15 protein-coding genes are annotated in these 14,365 nt (G+C 69.1%); 8 read left to right on the top strand and 7 right to left on the bottom strand.

What is annotated here, in order from left to right; all coding sequences use genetic code 11:
* The first annotated feature begins 84 nt into the window (after window positions 1-84).
* Window positions 85-672, top strand: coding sequence for a sigma-70 family RNA polymerase sigma factor (locus tag G4X40_RS06055; protein WP_277830843.1), 588 nt, complete (start codon window positions 85-87; stop codon window positions 670-672).
* A 38-nt stretch (window positions 673-710) separates the two neighbouring features.
* Here G4X40_RS06055 and G4X40_RS06050 read toward each other — a convergent pair whose 3' ends face one another.
* The 7 genes from G4X40_RS06050 to G4X40_RS06020 form a co-directional block, all read right to left on the bottom strand.
* Window positions 711-944 (bottom strand): LuxR C-terminal-related transcriptional regulator, encoded by a 234-nt coding sequence (locus G4X40_RS06050; RefSeq protein ID WP_332519600.1) that lies wholly within the window; start codon window positions 942-944, stop codon window positions 711-713.
* Between the two features lie 296 nt (window positions 945-1,240).
* Complete coding sequence (locus tag G4X40_RS06045; protein ID WP_277830841.1) at window positions 1,241-1,534, bottom strand: response regulator transcription factor; 294 nt, start codon at window positions 1,532-1,534, stop codon at window positions 1,241-1,243.
* A 366-nt stretch (window positions 1,535-1,900) separates the two neighbouring features.
* Window positions 1,901-2,998, bottom strand: a complete 1,098-nt coding sequence (locus G4X40_RS06040; RefSeq protein ID WP_277830840.1) for a hypothetical protein — start codon at window positions 2,996-2,998, stop codon at window positions 1,901-1,903.
* Window positions 2,995-4,203 (bottom strand): ATP-binding protein, encoded by a 1,209-nt coding sequence (locus tag G4X40_RS06035; protein ID WP_277830839.1) that lies wholly within the window; start codon window positions 4,201-4,203, stop codon window positions 2,995-2,997. Before G4X40_RS06035 ends, G4X40_RS06040 begins: the two co-directional genes overlap by 4 nt.
* On the bottom strand, window positions 4,170-4,805 hold the full coding sequence (locus G4X40_RS06030) for a response regulator transcription factor (protein WP_277831307.1): 636 nt from the start codon (window positions 4,803-4,805) through the stop codon (window positions 4,170-4,172). The genes G4X40_RS06035 and G4X40_RS06030 overlap by 34 nt, the downstream gene beginning before the upstream one ends.
* A 129-nt stretch (window positions 4,806-4,934) precedes the next feature.
* Window positions 4,935-6,317, bottom strand: coding sequence for a glycosyltransferase family 87 protein (locus G4X40_RS06025; RefSeq protein ID WP_277830838.1), 1,383 nt, complete (start codon window positions 6,315-6,317; stop codon window positions 4,935-4,937).
* 17 nt (window positions 6,318-6,334) lie between these two features.
* Window positions 6,335-7,111: a deoxyribonuclease IV gene (locus tag G4X40_RS06020; RefSeq protein ID WP_277830837.1), complete on the bottom strand. Its 777-nt coding sequence runs from the start codon at window positions 7,109-7,111 to the stop codon at window positions 6,335-6,337.
* A gap of 204 nt (window positions 7,112-7,315) precedes the next feature.
* Between G4X40_RS06020 and rpsF the strand changes: the two genes are divergently transcribed.
* The 7 genes from rpsF to G4X40_RS05985 all read left to right on the top strand — a co-directional run bounded on the left by rpsF (window position 7,316) and on the right by G4X40_RS05985 (window position 14,359).
* Window positions 7,316-7,603, top strand: coding sequence for a 30S ribosomal protein S6 (rpsF, locus tag G4X40_RS06015; RefSeq protein WP_277830836.1), 288 nt, complete (start codon window positions 7,316-7,318; stop codon window positions 7,601-7,603).
* 85 nt (window positions 7,604-7,688) lie between these two features.
* Window positions 7,689-8,201 (top strand): single-stranded DNA-binding protein, encoded by a 513-nt coding sequence (locus G4X40_RS06010; RefSeq protein ID WP_277830835.1) that lies wholly within the window; start codon window positions 7,689-7,691, stop codon window positions 8,199-8,201.
* A 48-nt stretch (window positions 8,202-8,249) separates the two neighbouring features.
* A complete protein-coding gene (gene rpsR, locus G4X40_RS06005; RefSeq protein ID WP_277830834.1) occupies window positions 8,250-8,486 on the top strand; it encodes a 30S ribosomal protein S18 in 237 nt (78 codons plus the stop codon).
* Window positions 8,487-8,502: 16 nt separating this feature from the next.
* Window positions 8,503-8,961 (top strand): 50S ribosomal protein L9, encoded by a 459-nt coding sequence (gene rplI, locus G4X40_RS06000; RefSeq protein ID WP_277830833.1) that lies wholly within the window; start codon window positions 8,503-8,505, stop codon window positions 8,959-8,961.
* A gap of 541 nt (window positions 8,962-9,502) precedes the next feature.
* Complete coding sequence (gene dnaB / locus G4X40_RS05995; RefSeq protein ID WP_277830832.1) at window positions 9,503-12,157, top strand: replicative DNA helicase; 2,655 nt, start codon at window positions 9,503-9,505, stop codon at window positions 12,155-12,157.
* Window positions 12,158-12,315: 158 nt separating this feature from the next.
* Window positions 12,316-13,794: a glyceraldehyde-3-phosphate dehydrogenase gene (locus tag G4X40_RS05990; protein ID WP_277830830.1), complete on the top strand. Its 1,479-nt coding sequence runs from the start codon at window positions 12,316-12,318 to the stop codon at window positions 13,792-13,794.
* A gap of 19 nt (window positions 13,795-13,813) precedes the next feature.
* Window positions 13,814-14,359, top strand: a complete 546-nt coding sequence (locus G4X40_RS05985) for a methyltransferase family protein (RefSeq protein WP_277830829.1) — start codon at window positions 13,814-13,816, stop codon at window positions 14,357-14,359.
* Window positions 14,360-14,365: the final 6 nt, after the last annotated feature.

The raw sequence follows: 14,365 nt of genomic DNA, 5'->3' as shown, positions 1-14,365 counted from the left end.
TTTCGCTGCTGACACGACAATCCACAGGTTGTCCTACGATCGCCGGATAGGAACGGGTGTGCTCCGACCGGTATGTTCTGACACATGCCGCTCGGGGGCGACTCTTTGAACCTTGCTGCCGCCTCCGCGGCGCGAGGTGATCGCGCAGCGCTCGAGCAGGTGCTCGAGGCGATCCGCCCCATGGTGACCGGTCACTGCCGGGCGAAGCTCGCCGGCACTCTCGGCACGGGTGGCGCCGATGCGGTCGCGGAGCGGGTCTGCACCGCGATCCTCACCGGGCTGCCGCGCCGCGACGACTCGGACCAGCCCTTCCTGTCCTACGTCTACGAGGTCACCGTCCGTGAGGTCGAACTCGCCGAGGGGCAGGCGGCGGGGGACAACGTCACCGTGTTGTCCGACCGCAGGGCGGCCCGCTGGGGCAAGCGCGCCGAGGCGTACGGCGGCACTGTTGCGGATCCGGGAATCGTCGAGGGCGACGCCAGTCGGCGGATGCGCGAATTGCTGGCCACGTTGCCCGAGCGTGAGCGCGACGTGCTCACCCTCCGGCTGATCGGCGGGCTCAGCGCCGAAGAGGCCGCCGCCGCGCTGGACAGCACGCCCGGCGTGGTCCGGCTGGACCAGCACCGGGCGATGAGGAAGCTCCGGGAGGCGATCCGCCGGCGGGACCGATAAGGCCCGGCCGACGGCACCCGCGAACCCCCCGGGTGCGCTCAGAGGTCCTGGAGGTCGAGCAGTCCGTCCTGGATCGCGCGCGCCACCAGTGCGGCCTTGGTGCCGGCCGGGCGACCCACCGCCGCGTACTTCGCGCGGATCCTGGTCAGGTGAGTGTTGATCGTGCCCACCGCGAGGAAAAGCTCGCGAGCGACCTCGGACTTCGAGTCCGAACGCAGCCAGCGCACGAGCACCTCGACCTCCCGCTCGGACAGCTTCGGCTTGGCCAGCATCGGCGCCCGGTGCGAGGCCGGGCGGCGCGGAGGTTCGATCGACAGGTTGTCGTACCCGTGCGGCCGGATGGTTGCGGCATAAACGTCAGTCAGGATGGCTCCCCTGGTAGGCGGCAAGTCAACAGACCGAAAGTTCAAAAACTTCGCGATCCGTAGGACGAACGTTAGGCCATGCCACCGACAAGTTCAGGGGAGATCCCATGTCGGTTCGGTCACGAACTGTGTTTCGGCACACAGTCGACCGCCTCTGACGATGCTCAGGGTTCCGTGACGCCCAGGTCAGAGCCCGGTGGCGTTCAGAGTTCGGTGATGTCGATGAGCCCGTCCTGCAGCGCCCGCGCGACCAGCGACGCCTTGGTGCCGGCCCGGCGGCCCAACGCCTCGTACTTGCCGCGGATGCGCGCGAGATGGGTGTTGATGGTGCCGGGGGCCAGGAACATCCGGCGGCAGACCTCGCTCTTCGAGTCCGATTGCAGCCAGCAGCGCAGCACCTCGATCTCGCGGTCGCTGAGCTGCGGGCGCGGCAGTGGCAATGGCTGCGCGGGGCGGGAGTGCGGCAGCGCACCGAGACGGCCGGGGTCGCCGTACACCGGACCACCGTGCGTCGGACCACCGTGGGGCGGACCACCGTGCGTCGGACCCCCATGGGGCGGACCACTGCGGGCGGGGCGAACCGGGAGGCCGTGGACGGGACCGCCATGCACGGAACCGCTGCCGGCGGCGGCGCCGCCCTGGGCGGGTGGACGATGAACGGACGTGGGCACGGGACCTCCCCGGAAAAGACAGAAGCAGCCGGCACCGCGGACGCAGCGGTGCCGGTCGGCCCGACGATAGCGGCACGGCCGAGGGCCGAACAGACCGAAGAACTGGGGGCATCGTGCGCCGAACACACGGTCGCGGCGGAACGTCGGGGCGGCGTCCGGACGGGAAGCGGGCCCCGGCCCGGGGAGTTCTCGTCAGGGCAGGGTCTCGACGGCGACCGATGCCCGGCCGGCGTGATCGAAGTCCAGTCGGCGTACCTGGTCGGACCCCGCGGCCACCAGGGTGGCGAACGAGGATCGCCCCGGCGGCTGGATCCGGACGGTCACCGTGCCGTCGGCGACACGGTCCAGTTCCGCCGCGAGAGTGGCCCGCACCCGCTCGAGCGTCGACGCCGAGCCGATCGTGGACCCGTCGCCGAGCAGCACGACCTCGACCCCGCGCAGACGTGCACGTCGTGCCGCGTCGGCGACCGGTTCACCGGCCAGGCGCGGCGCCCGCAAGGTGTCACGCAGGTGTGCCTCGAGCAGCGCGCAGTCGCGGCGCTCCTCGGGACCGAGCGGGGTACCGTCGGCGATCCGCTGCAGCAACGGCCGGGTCGTCCGGTCCAGGACGGTCAGCCGATGGTCGCGCTCGGCGACCGCCGCCGCGGCGGCGGCGGCCAGGGCGACCCGGTCGTCGGTCACCTCGCGCAGCTCGGTCACCTCGGCCAGCGCCGGACGGATCACCAGCGCGAAGAACGTCGCCATCAACAGGGGCGGGATCTGCAGGTAGGACACGGTCAGGCCGGGTTCCACGCCGAGGCCCGCGTGCAGGCTCCAGCCGATGCACATCGCGCCTCGCGCCAGCGCGCCGATCCAGGCGATCGTGCACTGCCCGCGCACGCAGATCAGCGTGTAGATCGCGGTTCCGGAGCTGAGCGGCCAGAACGAGTCCGCCTGCCAGGACTGATCCGAGACCGCGAAGAACGCGAGGGCGGTCGTGACCGGGCCGATCGTCGTCAGCAGCCACGCCCAGCGCCGCTGCAGCGGCTCGCCGGGCAGCGCGACGACGCCGACCGCGGCGGCGGTGAGCAGCAGCCACGCCAGGATCCGCGGCCACAGCGGGTTGGAGTCGGGCAGATGCTGCAACAGCTCGATCAGCAGGTAGGTACCCGAAAACCAGACCACCAGGGCGACCGCCACCGCCGGGTGCACCCACAGCAGGTCCCGGATGTCGCGGATCATCGGTGCCGCCGCCGGGTCGCCGGGCGAACGCCGACCCGGCCGGTGGCCGCGTCCGATCAGCGCGGTCACGGCTGCGCCCTCCAACCGAGCCGCACCCGGGTACCGGCCCCGGGGCTGGAATGGACGTCGGCGTGCCCGCCGGGCAGTTGGCGCATCCGGCCGCGGATACTCACCCGCAGCCCGAGCCGGTGCGGTCGGACGGTGTCCGGATCGAACCCCGGGCCGTCGTCCACGACGTCGACGAGGACCGCGTCGGCCGAGAGCGAGACCTCGACCGAGCGGTGTGACGGTGCGCCGGGCCTGTCCGCGTGCCGGACCACGTTGCGGACCGCTTCGGCGAGCGCCGCGCCGATGGTGGTCGCGGCCGTGTGGGGCACCCGCAGCCCCGCGCTGCCGGGGTTCCGACGGACCTGCACGACGATGTCCTCGTCGATCTCCGTCGCCGACGCGCGCAGGAGCGTGACGAGCTGGTCGACGGTCAACGCGTCCCCGGCGGCGACGCCCGTGCGGAGCCGGTCGAGGGCGTCCAGCGCGCGTCCGGCCTGCGCGGTGAGGACCGCGTCGTTCTCGCGGCGCGAGGCGTCCAACAGCGTCGACAGCACCGAGTCGTGGATGAGAGCGTCGATCCGCTCACGTTCTGCGGCAAGCGCTTCGGCGGAGGCGGCCTCCGCGGCCCGTTGCCGGGTCAGGGCCCGCGAGCGGTCCAGCAGTCGCATGCTGTGGATGATGCCGATCGCCGCGGCCATCGACAGTCCGCAGCTGAGCAGGACCAGCAGTGTCCCGGTCGCGATGTCGACGCTGGACCGGTCGAGCGCGCTCTGCCGATCGGCGAACTGCAGCAGCGGGCAGGTCAGCAGCAGGTATCCGATCGCCCAGAGCGGCGGCATGCCGATCGCCGCGGCCACGGTGGCGATGGTCAGCACCGGGAGCAGCCAGATGTGGTCGCTGTCCGGGACCGCAGGGTCGTGCAGCGCCGGCAACCAGAACACGGCCGCGACCAGCAGCGTCGCGGCGACCACCGTGGACAGTCGCCGGATCGCGGTCGGGCCGGAACGCAGCGCCGCGACCACCAGCAGCAGCGGCGGGCCGAACACGATCGTCACCGCCACGGGCGTGTACCAGGCAGCGAGCATCGGTCGCTGGGTGAGGATCAGTGGTGCCGACACCACCAGGAAGGCCAGGTAGCCGGCGGCGATCAGCGCCGCGGCCATTCGCAGCACCCGGTGCTCGGCGGGGCCGGTCAGGGCGTGGGTTGCTCGGGAACCGGTAACCACCCGTCCTCCACGGCGCGTTTGTAGAGGTCGGTCTTCGTCGGCGCCGGCCGGCCGGCCTCGGCGTACTTCTGCCGGATCCGTCCGAGATAGTCGTGCACGGTCTGCTCGGACAGGCCGGTCAGCCGCGCGACCCGGCCCGCCTTCTCGCCCGAGGCGTACAGCGCCAGGACCTCGCGTTGGCGCGGGCTCAGGCCGACGTCGGAGAGGTTCGGATCCGCGTCGATCGCGGCGGCCCAGTCCGTGGTCGCGACCTGTCGGCCACCGGCGGCGGTGCGGATCGCCTCGATCGCCACCGCGACCGGTTCGGACTTGCGGATCACGCCCAGCACACCGGCGCGGGCGGCGGCCCGGACCAGGTAGGGGTTCTCGCCGCCGGTGTAGATCAGCACCGCGCTCCCGGCGGCATGCAGCAGGTCGACGTTGGCCTTGGGCGCGGACCCGTCGCCGAGACGCAGGTCGAGCAGTGTCAGGTCCAGCTGCTCGTGTTGGTCGAGCAAATCCGCGACGGTCCCCGCGCTGGCCACCAGCCGCAGGTCGTCGGTGTCGGCGAGCATCGCGCGCACCCCCAGCACGACCGATGCGTGGTCTTCCACCAGTCCGATACGACGCGCGCGTGACTCTGCGCCCGCCGCGGGGCCTGCGGCGGCGGTCGGTGGGGCGGAGGGCTCGGTCACGATGCACTCATTGTGGCCCCTGCACCCCGCGCACGGACGAGGTGGTTGAAAATTACGTCAGGTGACAGACGCGGCGGGCTCACGGGACCATGCCGCGGTGGTGACGGCGGGCCGGCGGACCGTGAACAGCACGAACAAGATCACCAGACACGCCGCCCTGCCCCAGACGCCGAACCAGACCAGCTGCTCGAGTCCGGTCGCGTGGCCATTGCCCCGCTGCAGCGCGTCGAAGTAGCGGAAGAGCCCGATCCCGAGGGACAGATCCGCGAGCAGATAGACGGTCACCACCGGCCACGGCACCCGCACCAGCACGAAGAACGGCAGCAGCCAGAGCATGTACTGCGGCGAGTCGACCTTGTGCAACAGCAGGAACGCGCACAGCATCGCACCGCCGACGGCGATCCACGGGTAGCTGCCCTCGCGTCGGAAGCGGTGCCATCCCAGCGCCAATGCCAGCAGGCAGCCGAGGATCACGAGCAGCGGAGAGGCGATGTCGACCACGTGCTGGAAGGACGCCTGTGCCGACGGGGTGTCGGCGAACAGCGGGCGGAGCCCCCAGTACCAGATCGAGTTGGTGGTGATGTCGACCGCGCGGTCGGACTGGAAGGTGAACGAGGCCCACCAGCCGCGCGCCCCGGCCACGGCGAACGGCAGGTTGATCGCCACGGTCGTCGCCACCGCCGCGGCCACCGCCGCAAGCGCGCCGCGCACGTCGTACCGGCCGCGCACCGACGCCGGGAGTTCCCGGCCGTCCGTGCCCCCGACCAGCACGTACAGTGCCAGCGGCGCGACGAGCAGCCCCGGATAGAGCTTGAGGCACACCCCGATCCCCAGCAACACCGCCGCGATCACGCTGCGGGTGCGCAGCCCGCCGCGACCGGCGGCCATCACGAACACGGCGCCGACCGTCGTCGCGACCACCGGCAGGTCCCAGTTGTGGAAGGCGTAGAGCACCAGCGGCGGACCGAGCGACCACAGCAGCGCACGCACCCCGGACAGCCAGCCCAGCATCCAGGCGGTGATCAGGCCGAACCCGGCCAGCAGCAGCGCCGAATGGGCGAGGTACGCGGCGTCGTCGTGGGCGCCGATCGCGCCGGCCCACATCAGCACCCCGGTGAGCACCGGGTATTCCACGGTGCCGCCGAACAGTTGCCCGCCGGCGGTGATCCCGCCGTGCACGTAGGGGAAGACGTGCTCGTCGATGTCGCGGCCCAGCCAGAGGAACTGGATGTCGGAGTAGCAGACGTCCCGGTTCTTGAGGGCGCCGAACGCGAGGCTGCGGCCCGCGCTGTCGTACGGCGGTCCCGCGCAGCGCGCCTTGTTGGAGTATCCGAGCGCCAGCGTCACCCCGCACAGCACCACGATCAAGACCAGCAGTGCCTTGCCGGTTCTGGTGCCGGTGACCCGCCGGTCGGACGGGGCGGTCGAGGTCGCGGGCATCGCCGACGGTCCCACACTCATGCGTGGCCGGTGGCGTCTCGCAGGTAGGCCAGGTCGTCGGCGATCCCCTCTGCGGGCGTCTCCAGCACGATCGGGGCGCCGGCGGTGCGGCACACCTCGGCGAGCACCGCCGGATCGATGGTCCCGGACGCGAGGTTGGCGTGTCGGTCGCGCGCCGAGTCGAACTCGTCGCGCGAATTGTTCAGGTGCACCAGGTCGATGCGGCCGGTGATCGCCTTGATCCGTTCGACCGCGGTGGCCAGCTCCTCGCCGCCGGCCCAGGCGTGGCAGGTGTCGAGCACGAATCCCGCGCCGAACTCGCCGACCGCGTCCCACAGTCGCCCGATCGCGTCGAAGTGCCGGGCCATCGCGAAGTCGCCGCCCGCGGTGTTCTCGATCAGGATCGGCACCGCGAACCCGCCCCTGTCGGCCTGGCGCTCGAAAAGCTTGCGCCAGTTGTCGATTCCCTTCACGGGGTCCTCGCCGTCGCGGACATGGCCGCCGTGCACGACCAGTCCGAAGGCGCCGATCTCGGCGGCCGCGGCGGCCTGCTGCGCGACCAGGTTGCGCGACGGGATGCGGATCCGGTTGTTCAGGCTGGCCACGTTGATGACGTACGACGAGTGCACGACGATGTCGACCGCCCCGCCCAGCATCCGTTCGGTGAACGGGTGCGGCTCGGGCTTGTTCCACTTCTGCGGGTCGGTGACGAACAGCTGGATGACCTCCGCGCCCAGCTTCTCCGCGTAGTCGATGGGGTCGCCGTCGTCGTGCAGATGGGCTCCGATGCGCATGCGGCCAGCGTAGGCGGCGGCGTCGCCGGGAGCCGGGTTGTGGACGGGGACGGCGTTCGGCATGTCGCCGGTCACCCTCAGCCGGTCCGAGGAGACTTCCCCGCGCCAGGCCTGGTAAATTGCGGGGGTTGCTGACGCAACGACCCTCCTGCCACGGACAAGCCGTGGCCGAATTTACGAGCCCATAGGAGGTGATGAGGTCCCGTGCGTCAATACGAACTGATGATCATCCTCGATCCGAGTCTGGACGAGCGCACCGTCGCCCCGTCCCTGGAAACGTTCCTCAACGTGGTCCGCAAGGATGGCGGCAAGGTCGACAAGGTCGACGTCTGGGGCAAGCGCCGTCTTGCCTACGAGATCGCCAAGAACGCCGAGGGCATCTACGCGGTCGTCGATCTGACTGCCGAGCCCGCCACGGTCAAGGAGCTCGACCGTCAGCTTTCGCTGAACGAGTCGGTGCTGCGGACTAAGGTCCTGCGCCAAGACCGCTGATTCACCACTGGGCTCCACACCGCACACGCAGCGCACCGCTCGTGGGTGCGCCGAACTCGTGGGTCCCCCCACGACAGGAGGAACAATGGCAGGCGAGACCGTCATCACCGTCATCGGAAATCTGACGGCCGACCCGGAGCTCCGCTTCACCCCGTCGGGTGCCGCGGTCGCGACCTTCACGGTCGCGAGCACGCCCCGTCGGTTCAACTCCCAGACCAACGCCTGGGAGGACGGCGAGGCATTGTTCCTGCGCTGCAACATCTGGCGCCAGGCGGCGGAGAACGTCGCCGAGTCGCTGACCCGCGGTTCGCGCGTCATCGTCAACGGCCGGCTCAAGCAGCGTTCCTTCGAAACCCGTGAGGGTGAGAAGCGCACCGTCGTCGAGCTCGAGGTCGACGAGGTCGGCCCCTCGCTCAAGTACGCGACGGCCAAGGTCAACAAGGCCAGCCGCGGCGGCGGCGGTGGCGGCGGTGGATTCGGCGGGGCCCCCTCCGGGGGCGGCGCGCCGATGGGCGGCGAGGACCCGTGGGGCAGTGCCCCGGCGGCGTCCGGTTCGTTCGGTGGTGGATCCCAGGGAGACGACGAGCCCCCGTTCTGATCGGGGCTCGAGGAACTTTTCGACATTCCAGGAACACGGAGAAAGACCATGCCTAAGGCGCCAGTGCGCAAGGTGAAGAAGAAGGTCTGCACCTTCTGCAAAGAGAAGAACACAGCGATCGACTACAAGGACACGACGCTGCTGCGCAAGTACGTGAGTGATCGTGGCAAGATCCGCGCCCGCCGCGTCACCGGTAACTGCGTCCAGCATCAGCGGGACGTCGCCATCGCCGTCAAGAACTCGCGTGAGGTGGCGCTGCTGCCGTACACGTCGACGGCCCGCTGAGGAAGGGGATTACACCATGAAGCTGATCCTCACTGCTGAGGTCGAGAACCTCGGCGCAGCCGGCGACCTCGTCGAGGTCAAGGACGGGTACGGACGCAACTTCCTGCTGCCCCGCGGTCTGGCGATCGTTGCCACCCGTGGCGCCGAGAAGCAGGTCGAGGGCATCCGTCGCGCCCAGGAGGCCCGGGCCATCCGCGGTCTGGACCACGCCAACGAGGTCAAGCAGGCCCTGCAGGGCCTGGAGTCGGTGTCGCTGGCGGTTCGCACCGCCGGTGATTCGGGCAAGCTGTTCGGTTCGGTCACCGCGGCGGACGTCGCCGGTGCCATCAAGAACGCCGGCGGCCCGACGCTGGACAAGCGCACCATCGCGCTGCCGAAGACCCACATCAAGGCCACCGGCAAGCACGCGGTCACGGTCAACCTGCACCCCGAGGTCGCCGTCCAGGTGACCGTCGAGGTCGTCGCCGCCGACTGACGTCACGCGCACGACGGGGCTCCGCATCGGTTTCGACCGATTCGGGGCCCCGTTTGCTGGTTGTTCAGCCGTGCCACAGGCTCGTGACCTGGGTCACTTCGCGCCTGTGGAGAGTTGCACGCAATTCGGGTCGGGGGAGACGCACAACACGCCGGGCGGCGGCCGGTGGCCGACACGCCGCAGAAATTTTTACTCACAGTGTGCACACCCCTCGATACGCCCTTGACCTGGCTTTCCGGCACCCACGTTCGGGGATTTCCCCAACTTGTCAACAGGGTCTTAACACGGTTGCGCGCGGGTCTCCACACGTCGTCCACAGGGTTTTCCACAGGCTGTGTTGAACGGCGCGCCGCGACCCCCTACCGTCGTGCGCGCGGGCTGTTTCCGCGGGCTGTTTCGACGGCTCACGATCGGGCCCACCGACACCTGACCGGGCAACCGGATTGTGTCGGTGCGGCGGAGTATGAACGACTCATCGGCATCAGGTGTTGCGCCGGACGCCATGGGCTGTCTGGCGCATGTGTAAGGAGGGATGAGGCCCGTGGCGGTCGTAGACGATCGTGGTCACCCGGAGTTCGCGGACGACGGGCCGGGTCCGCAGGATGCGCCGCCCAACGAGGAGTTCGGTCGGCAGCCTCCGCAGGACATGGCCGCCGAGCAGTCGGTGCTCGGCGGCATGCTGCTGAGCAAGGACGCGATCGCCGACGTCCTCGAGAAGCTCCGCCCCGGCGACTTCTACCGTCCCTCCCATCAGGCCGTATACGACGCTGTTCTCGACCTCTACGGTCGCGGCGAGCCGGCCGACGCGGTGACGGTCGCCGCCGAGCTCGAGCGTCGCGGCGAGCTGCGCCGGATCGGCGGGGCGCCCTACCTGCACACGCTGATCTCCACCGTGCCGACCGCGGCCAACGCGGGCTACTACGCGGAGATCGTCGCCGAGAAGGCGATCCTGCGCCGCCTCGTGGAGGCCGGCACCCGGATCGTGCAGTACGGCTACGCCGGCGCCGACGGTCAGGACGTGGCCGAGGTCGTCGACCGTGCACAGGCCGAGGTGTACGAGGTCACCGAGCGGCGCACCGCCGAGGACTACGTGCCGCTCGAGGAGCTGCTGCAGCCGACGATGGACGAGATCGACTCCATCGCCAGCCGCGGCGGCCTGTCGCTGGGTGTGCCGACGGGATTCGCCGAACTGGACGAGCTGACCAACGGTCTGCACCCGGGCCAGATGATCATCGTCGCTGCGCGACCTGGCGTGGGCAAGGCGCTCGCGCTCGACACCCCGCTGCCGACGCCGACCGGGTGGACCACCATGGGCGAGGTCGCGGTCGGCGACGAACTGATCGACGCACAGGGCCGGCCGACGCGCGTGGTTGCGGCGACCGAGGTGATGCAGGGAAGGCCCTGCTACGAGGTCGAGTTCTCTGACGGCACCGTGATCGTCGCGGACGAGCAGCACCAGTGGCTGACCGAGACGCGGGCGTCGCGTAAGTCGGCGCAGGCAGCGGCGGTGGGCTACAACCGCTACAAGAATCAGCTGACCTTCGCTGCGGTGCGGACCACTGCGGAACTGGCGGCCACCCTCCGCTGCCCGACGGCGGACGCGCGCATCAACCATTCGGTGACCAATGCGAAGGCCCTGCAATTGCCAGAGCAGAGGGTGCTGGTCCCGCCGTACACGCTGGGGGCGTGGCTCGGCGACGGCACCTCCGCCGGCGCTCAGATCACCAGTGCCGACCCCGAGGTCCCGATGTTCATCGAGGCCGAAGGGCTGCAGACGACGAAGTCGCAGTCGGCAAAGTACCGATACCAGATCTCGATGCCGGCCGAGCCCGCGATCGAGACGCGTGAGTGTGTCGTCTGCGGCAAGCCCTTTATCCCTGTCGCCAGCGAGGTGCGCACCTGCGGTCAGTCGTGCGGCGGCAAGGCGCGGTTCCTGTCGGCTCCAGTGCCGGCGCCCACCTGCCCTCGCTGCGGCGGCCCCTGCATCGGCAAGCGGATGTGCATGTCGTGCTGGAAGACGATCGGCAGCGTGAAGGCTCGGCTCCGCACGATCGGCGTGCTGAACAACAAGCACGTTCCGGTGCAGTACCTCCGAGGTTCCGAGAGTCAACGTCGTGCCATGTTGGCCGGTCTGCTCGACACTGACGGCACCGTGACCGCCGGCGGGTCGGTGCAGTTCACCGGAACCAGCGAACGGCTCGTGAGTGATGTCCGGGAGCTGATCGTGAGCCTCGGGTACCGGTGCCAGACGAGCACCAAGCGAGTGAAAGGTCACACCGAGGCCAGCTCCACCGCCTATACGCTCACCTTCGCGACCGATGACCAGGTTTTCGCGCTGCCGCGAAAAGAATTGCTGCACAAGGAGCGTCGCGGCGCGAAGAACACCGCTCGCTCCGGCTCGCGCTTCATCGTGGACGTGCGGACGGTCGAGAGCGTTCCCGTCCGCTGCGTCCAGGTGGACAACGACGACCACCTCTACCTGGCTGGTCGATCGATGGTGCCGACGCACAACTCCACCCTCGCCATGGATTTCCTGCGTTCGTGCTCGATCAAGCACGGCATGCCCAGCGTGATGTTCTCGCTGGAAATGGGCAAAACCGAGATCGTCATGCGACTGCTCTCGGCGGAGGCGAAGATCAAGCTCGGCGACATGCGGTCGGGCAAGATGAGCGACGACGACTGGACCCGGCTTGCCCGGCGCATGAGCGAGATCAGCGAGGCGCCCCTGTTCATCGACGACTCGCCGAACCTGACCATGATGGAGATCCGCGCGAAGGCGCGGCGGCTCAAGCAGCGTCACGACCTGAAACTCATTGTGGTGGACTACCTTCAGCTGATGACCTCCGGCAAGAAGGTCGAGTCGCGCCAGCAGGAGGTGTCGGAGTTCTCCCGAAGCCTCAAGCTGCTCGCCAAGGAACTCCAGGTGCCGGTGATCGCGATCTGTCAGCTCAACCGTGGCCCGGAGCAGCGCACCGACAAGCGGCCGCAGGTGTCGGACCTGCGTGAGTCCGGCTCGCTGGAACAGGACGCCGACATGGTGCTGCTCGTCCACCGCCCGGACGCGTTCGAACGCGACGACCCGCGCATGGGCGAGGCCGACCTGATCGTCGGCAAGCACCGTAACGGCCCGACCGCCACCATCACCGTTGCGCACCAGCTGCATCTGTCGAAGTTCGTGGACATGGCCCGCGGATAGGAAATGTGCTGTGCGTGCTGCCGCTGCCGACGACGACCACCCCCGGGTCGACGACGGCCGACACCCACAGGTGATCCATACTGGACAAGAAGCGTGCGCCTTACCGTCGGCGTACAACCCACGGCACGCCACATGTGCCAGAAATATCGAGGATCGCAGTGAGCGCAGCGGAACTGACCCAGTGGAACTCTGAGGAGGCTCTCGCCGAGGCGATGATCCCGATGATCGGCGGCCTGCACCGCCGGCACTCGGTGACCATCCTGATTCACAGCCGCTCGCTGGTGAACAAGTCGGTCATCGGCATTCTCGGCACCCACCGTTTCGCCCGGCAGATCCGCGGCGACGAGCTGTCGGTCGAGGAGACCTTCCCCTTCCTCGAGGCGTTGACGCGGCTGGAGTTGCGGCCGTCGAAGATCGACCTCGGGTTGCTGGTGACGGCCTACCACGCAAACGGCGGCGGAACATCGATCCCGGAGTTCGTCGCGCAGAGTCTCGCCGAACTGGTCGGTACCGACGAGGCGAGCGCTCGACAGCCTCAGGACGTGGTGCTCTATGGATTCGGGCGTATCGGCCGGCTGGTGGCGCGCCTGCTCATCGAGAAGGCCGGCTCGGGTAACGGCCTGAACCTGCGCGCCGTGGTGGTCCGCAAGGGCGGCGGGGACGATCTGACCAAGCGGGCCTCGCTGTTGCGTCGCGACTCCGTCCACGGGAAGTTCAACGGCACGATCACGGTCGACACCGAGAACAACACCCTGACCGCCAATGGCAATGTCATCAAGTTCATCTACAGCAACGACCCGACGAGCGTCGACTACACCGAGTACGGCATCGACAACGCCATCCTGATCGACAACACGGGCATCTGGCGTGACCGCGACGGGCTGTCGAACCACCTGCGTCCGGGCATCGCGAAGGTGGTCCTCACGGCTCCCGGCAAGGGCGACGTCCCGAACATCGTGCACGGGGTCAACCACCGCAGCATCGACCCGAACGAGAAGATCGTCTCGTGCGCGTCGTGTACCACCAATGCGATCGTCCCTCCGCTGAAGACCATGGACGACGAGTTCGGCGTCGCGCGGGCGCACGTCGAGACCGTGCACTCGTTCACCAACGACCAGAACCTGCTGGACAACTACCACAAGGCCGACCGTCGCGGTCGGTCGGCGCCCTTCAACCTGGTGCTCACCGAGACCGGCGCGGCCTCGGCCGTCGCGAAGGCGCTCCCCGACCTGAAGGCCAAGATCACCGGCAACTCGATCCGCGTCCCCACCCCGGACGTGTCCGTCGCCATCCTCCACCTGCATTTGGGCCGTGAGACCACCAAGCAGGAAGTGCTCGAGCACCTCCGCCAGGAATCGCTGACCGGCACTCTGAGCCGGAACCTCGACTACACGGCCGCCACCGACGCCGTGTCGAGCGACTTCATCGGCTCGCGCGCGGCGTGCATCATCGACGCGAACGCGGCGATCGTCGAGGGTGACACCGCGATCCTGTACGCCTGGTATGACAACGAGTTCGGCTACTCGTGCCAGGTCGTGCGGACCGTTCAGTACCTGTCCGGTGTGGAGTACCCGATCTATCCCGAGGTCGACGCCGCGCCCTGGCCCTCGCCGGCGTGCCCGGTTCTGCAGGCTTAGCCGGAGCGCCGGGGTCGGCATGCGATCCATCGCGCTGGCCATCGGGATCGTCTGGGCCGTGTTCTGGGTCGGTTGGCTGGTGGCTGCGGTCACCGCCAAACGGGGCCGCCGCAACGGCTCCGGATTCGCCATCCGCGCCGGGATCGTGATCGTCGGGATTCTCGTGTTCCGCCTTGCCCGCGGGCATGTGCACAGCAACGACGACGTCGTTCAGGGCGCGATCGGTTTGGCGCTGGTCGTGTGCGGCCTGGCGTTCGCGGTATGGGCGCGGGTGCACATCGGCCGGAACTGGGGTCCGCCGATGACGGTCAAGCTCAGCGGCCACGAACTCGTCACCAGCGGTCCGTACCGGTTCGTGCGCAACCCGATCTACTCAGGAATCCTGCTCGCGCTCTTGGGTACCGCGGTGGCGCTGAACCTGCTCCTGCTGATCATCGTGGTCGGCTTGGGTGGCTACTTCGTCTACAGCTGCAAGGTCGAGGAGCGCATCATGCTGCGCGAGCACCCCGACAGCTACCCGGCTTACCGCTCGCGCACCAAGATGCTCATCCCGTTCGTCTTGTAACAGTGG

The organism is Speluncibacter jeojiensis (assembly GCF_029589495.1).
Lineage (GTDB): Bacteria > Actinomycetota > Actinomycetes > Mycobacteriales > Mycobacteriaceae > Speluncibacter > Speluncibacter jeojiensis.
The sequence above is the reverse complement of the archived record's forward strand: the minus strand, read 5'-3'. Positions and strand labels throughout refer to the sequence as shown.

What these genes read in the sequence shown, in the direction of transcription:
- G4X40_RS06055 (WP_277830843.1), top strand. Translation starts at nt 85, where the DNA reads ATGCCGCTCGGGGGCGACTCTTTGAACCTTGCTGCCGCCTCCGCGGCG.
- G4X40_RS06050 (WP_332519600.1), bottom strand. Translation starts at nt 944, where the DNA reads ATGCTGGCCAAGCCGAAGCTGTCCGAGCGGGAGGTCGAGGTGCTCGTG.
- G4X40_RS06025 (WP_277830838.1), bottom strand. Translation starts at nt 6,317, where the DNA reads ATGCCCGCGACCTCGACCGCCCCGTCCGACCGGCGGGTCACCGGCACC.
- G4X40_RS06020 (WP_277830837.1), bottom strand. Translation starts at nt 7,111, where the DNA reads ATGCGCATCGGAGCCCATCTGCACGACGACGGCGACCCCATCGACTAC.
- G4X40_RS06010 (WP_277830835.1), top strand. Translation starts at nt 7,689, where the DNA reads ATGGCAGGCGAGACCGTCATCACCGTCATCGGAAATCTGACGGCCGAC.
- rpsR (WP_277830834.1), top strand. Translation starts at nt 8,250, where the DNA reads ATGCCTAAGGCGCCAGTGCGCAAGGTGAAGAAGAAGGTCTGCACCTTC.
- rplI (WP_277830833.1), top strand. Translation starts at nt 8,503, where the DNA reads ATGAAGCTGATCCTCACTGCTGAGGTCGAGAACCTCGGCGCAGCCGGC.
- G4X40_RS05985 (WP_277830829.1), top strand. Translation starts at nt 13,814, where the DNA reads ATGCGATCCATCGCGCTGGCCATCGGGATCGTCTGGGCCGTGTTCTGG.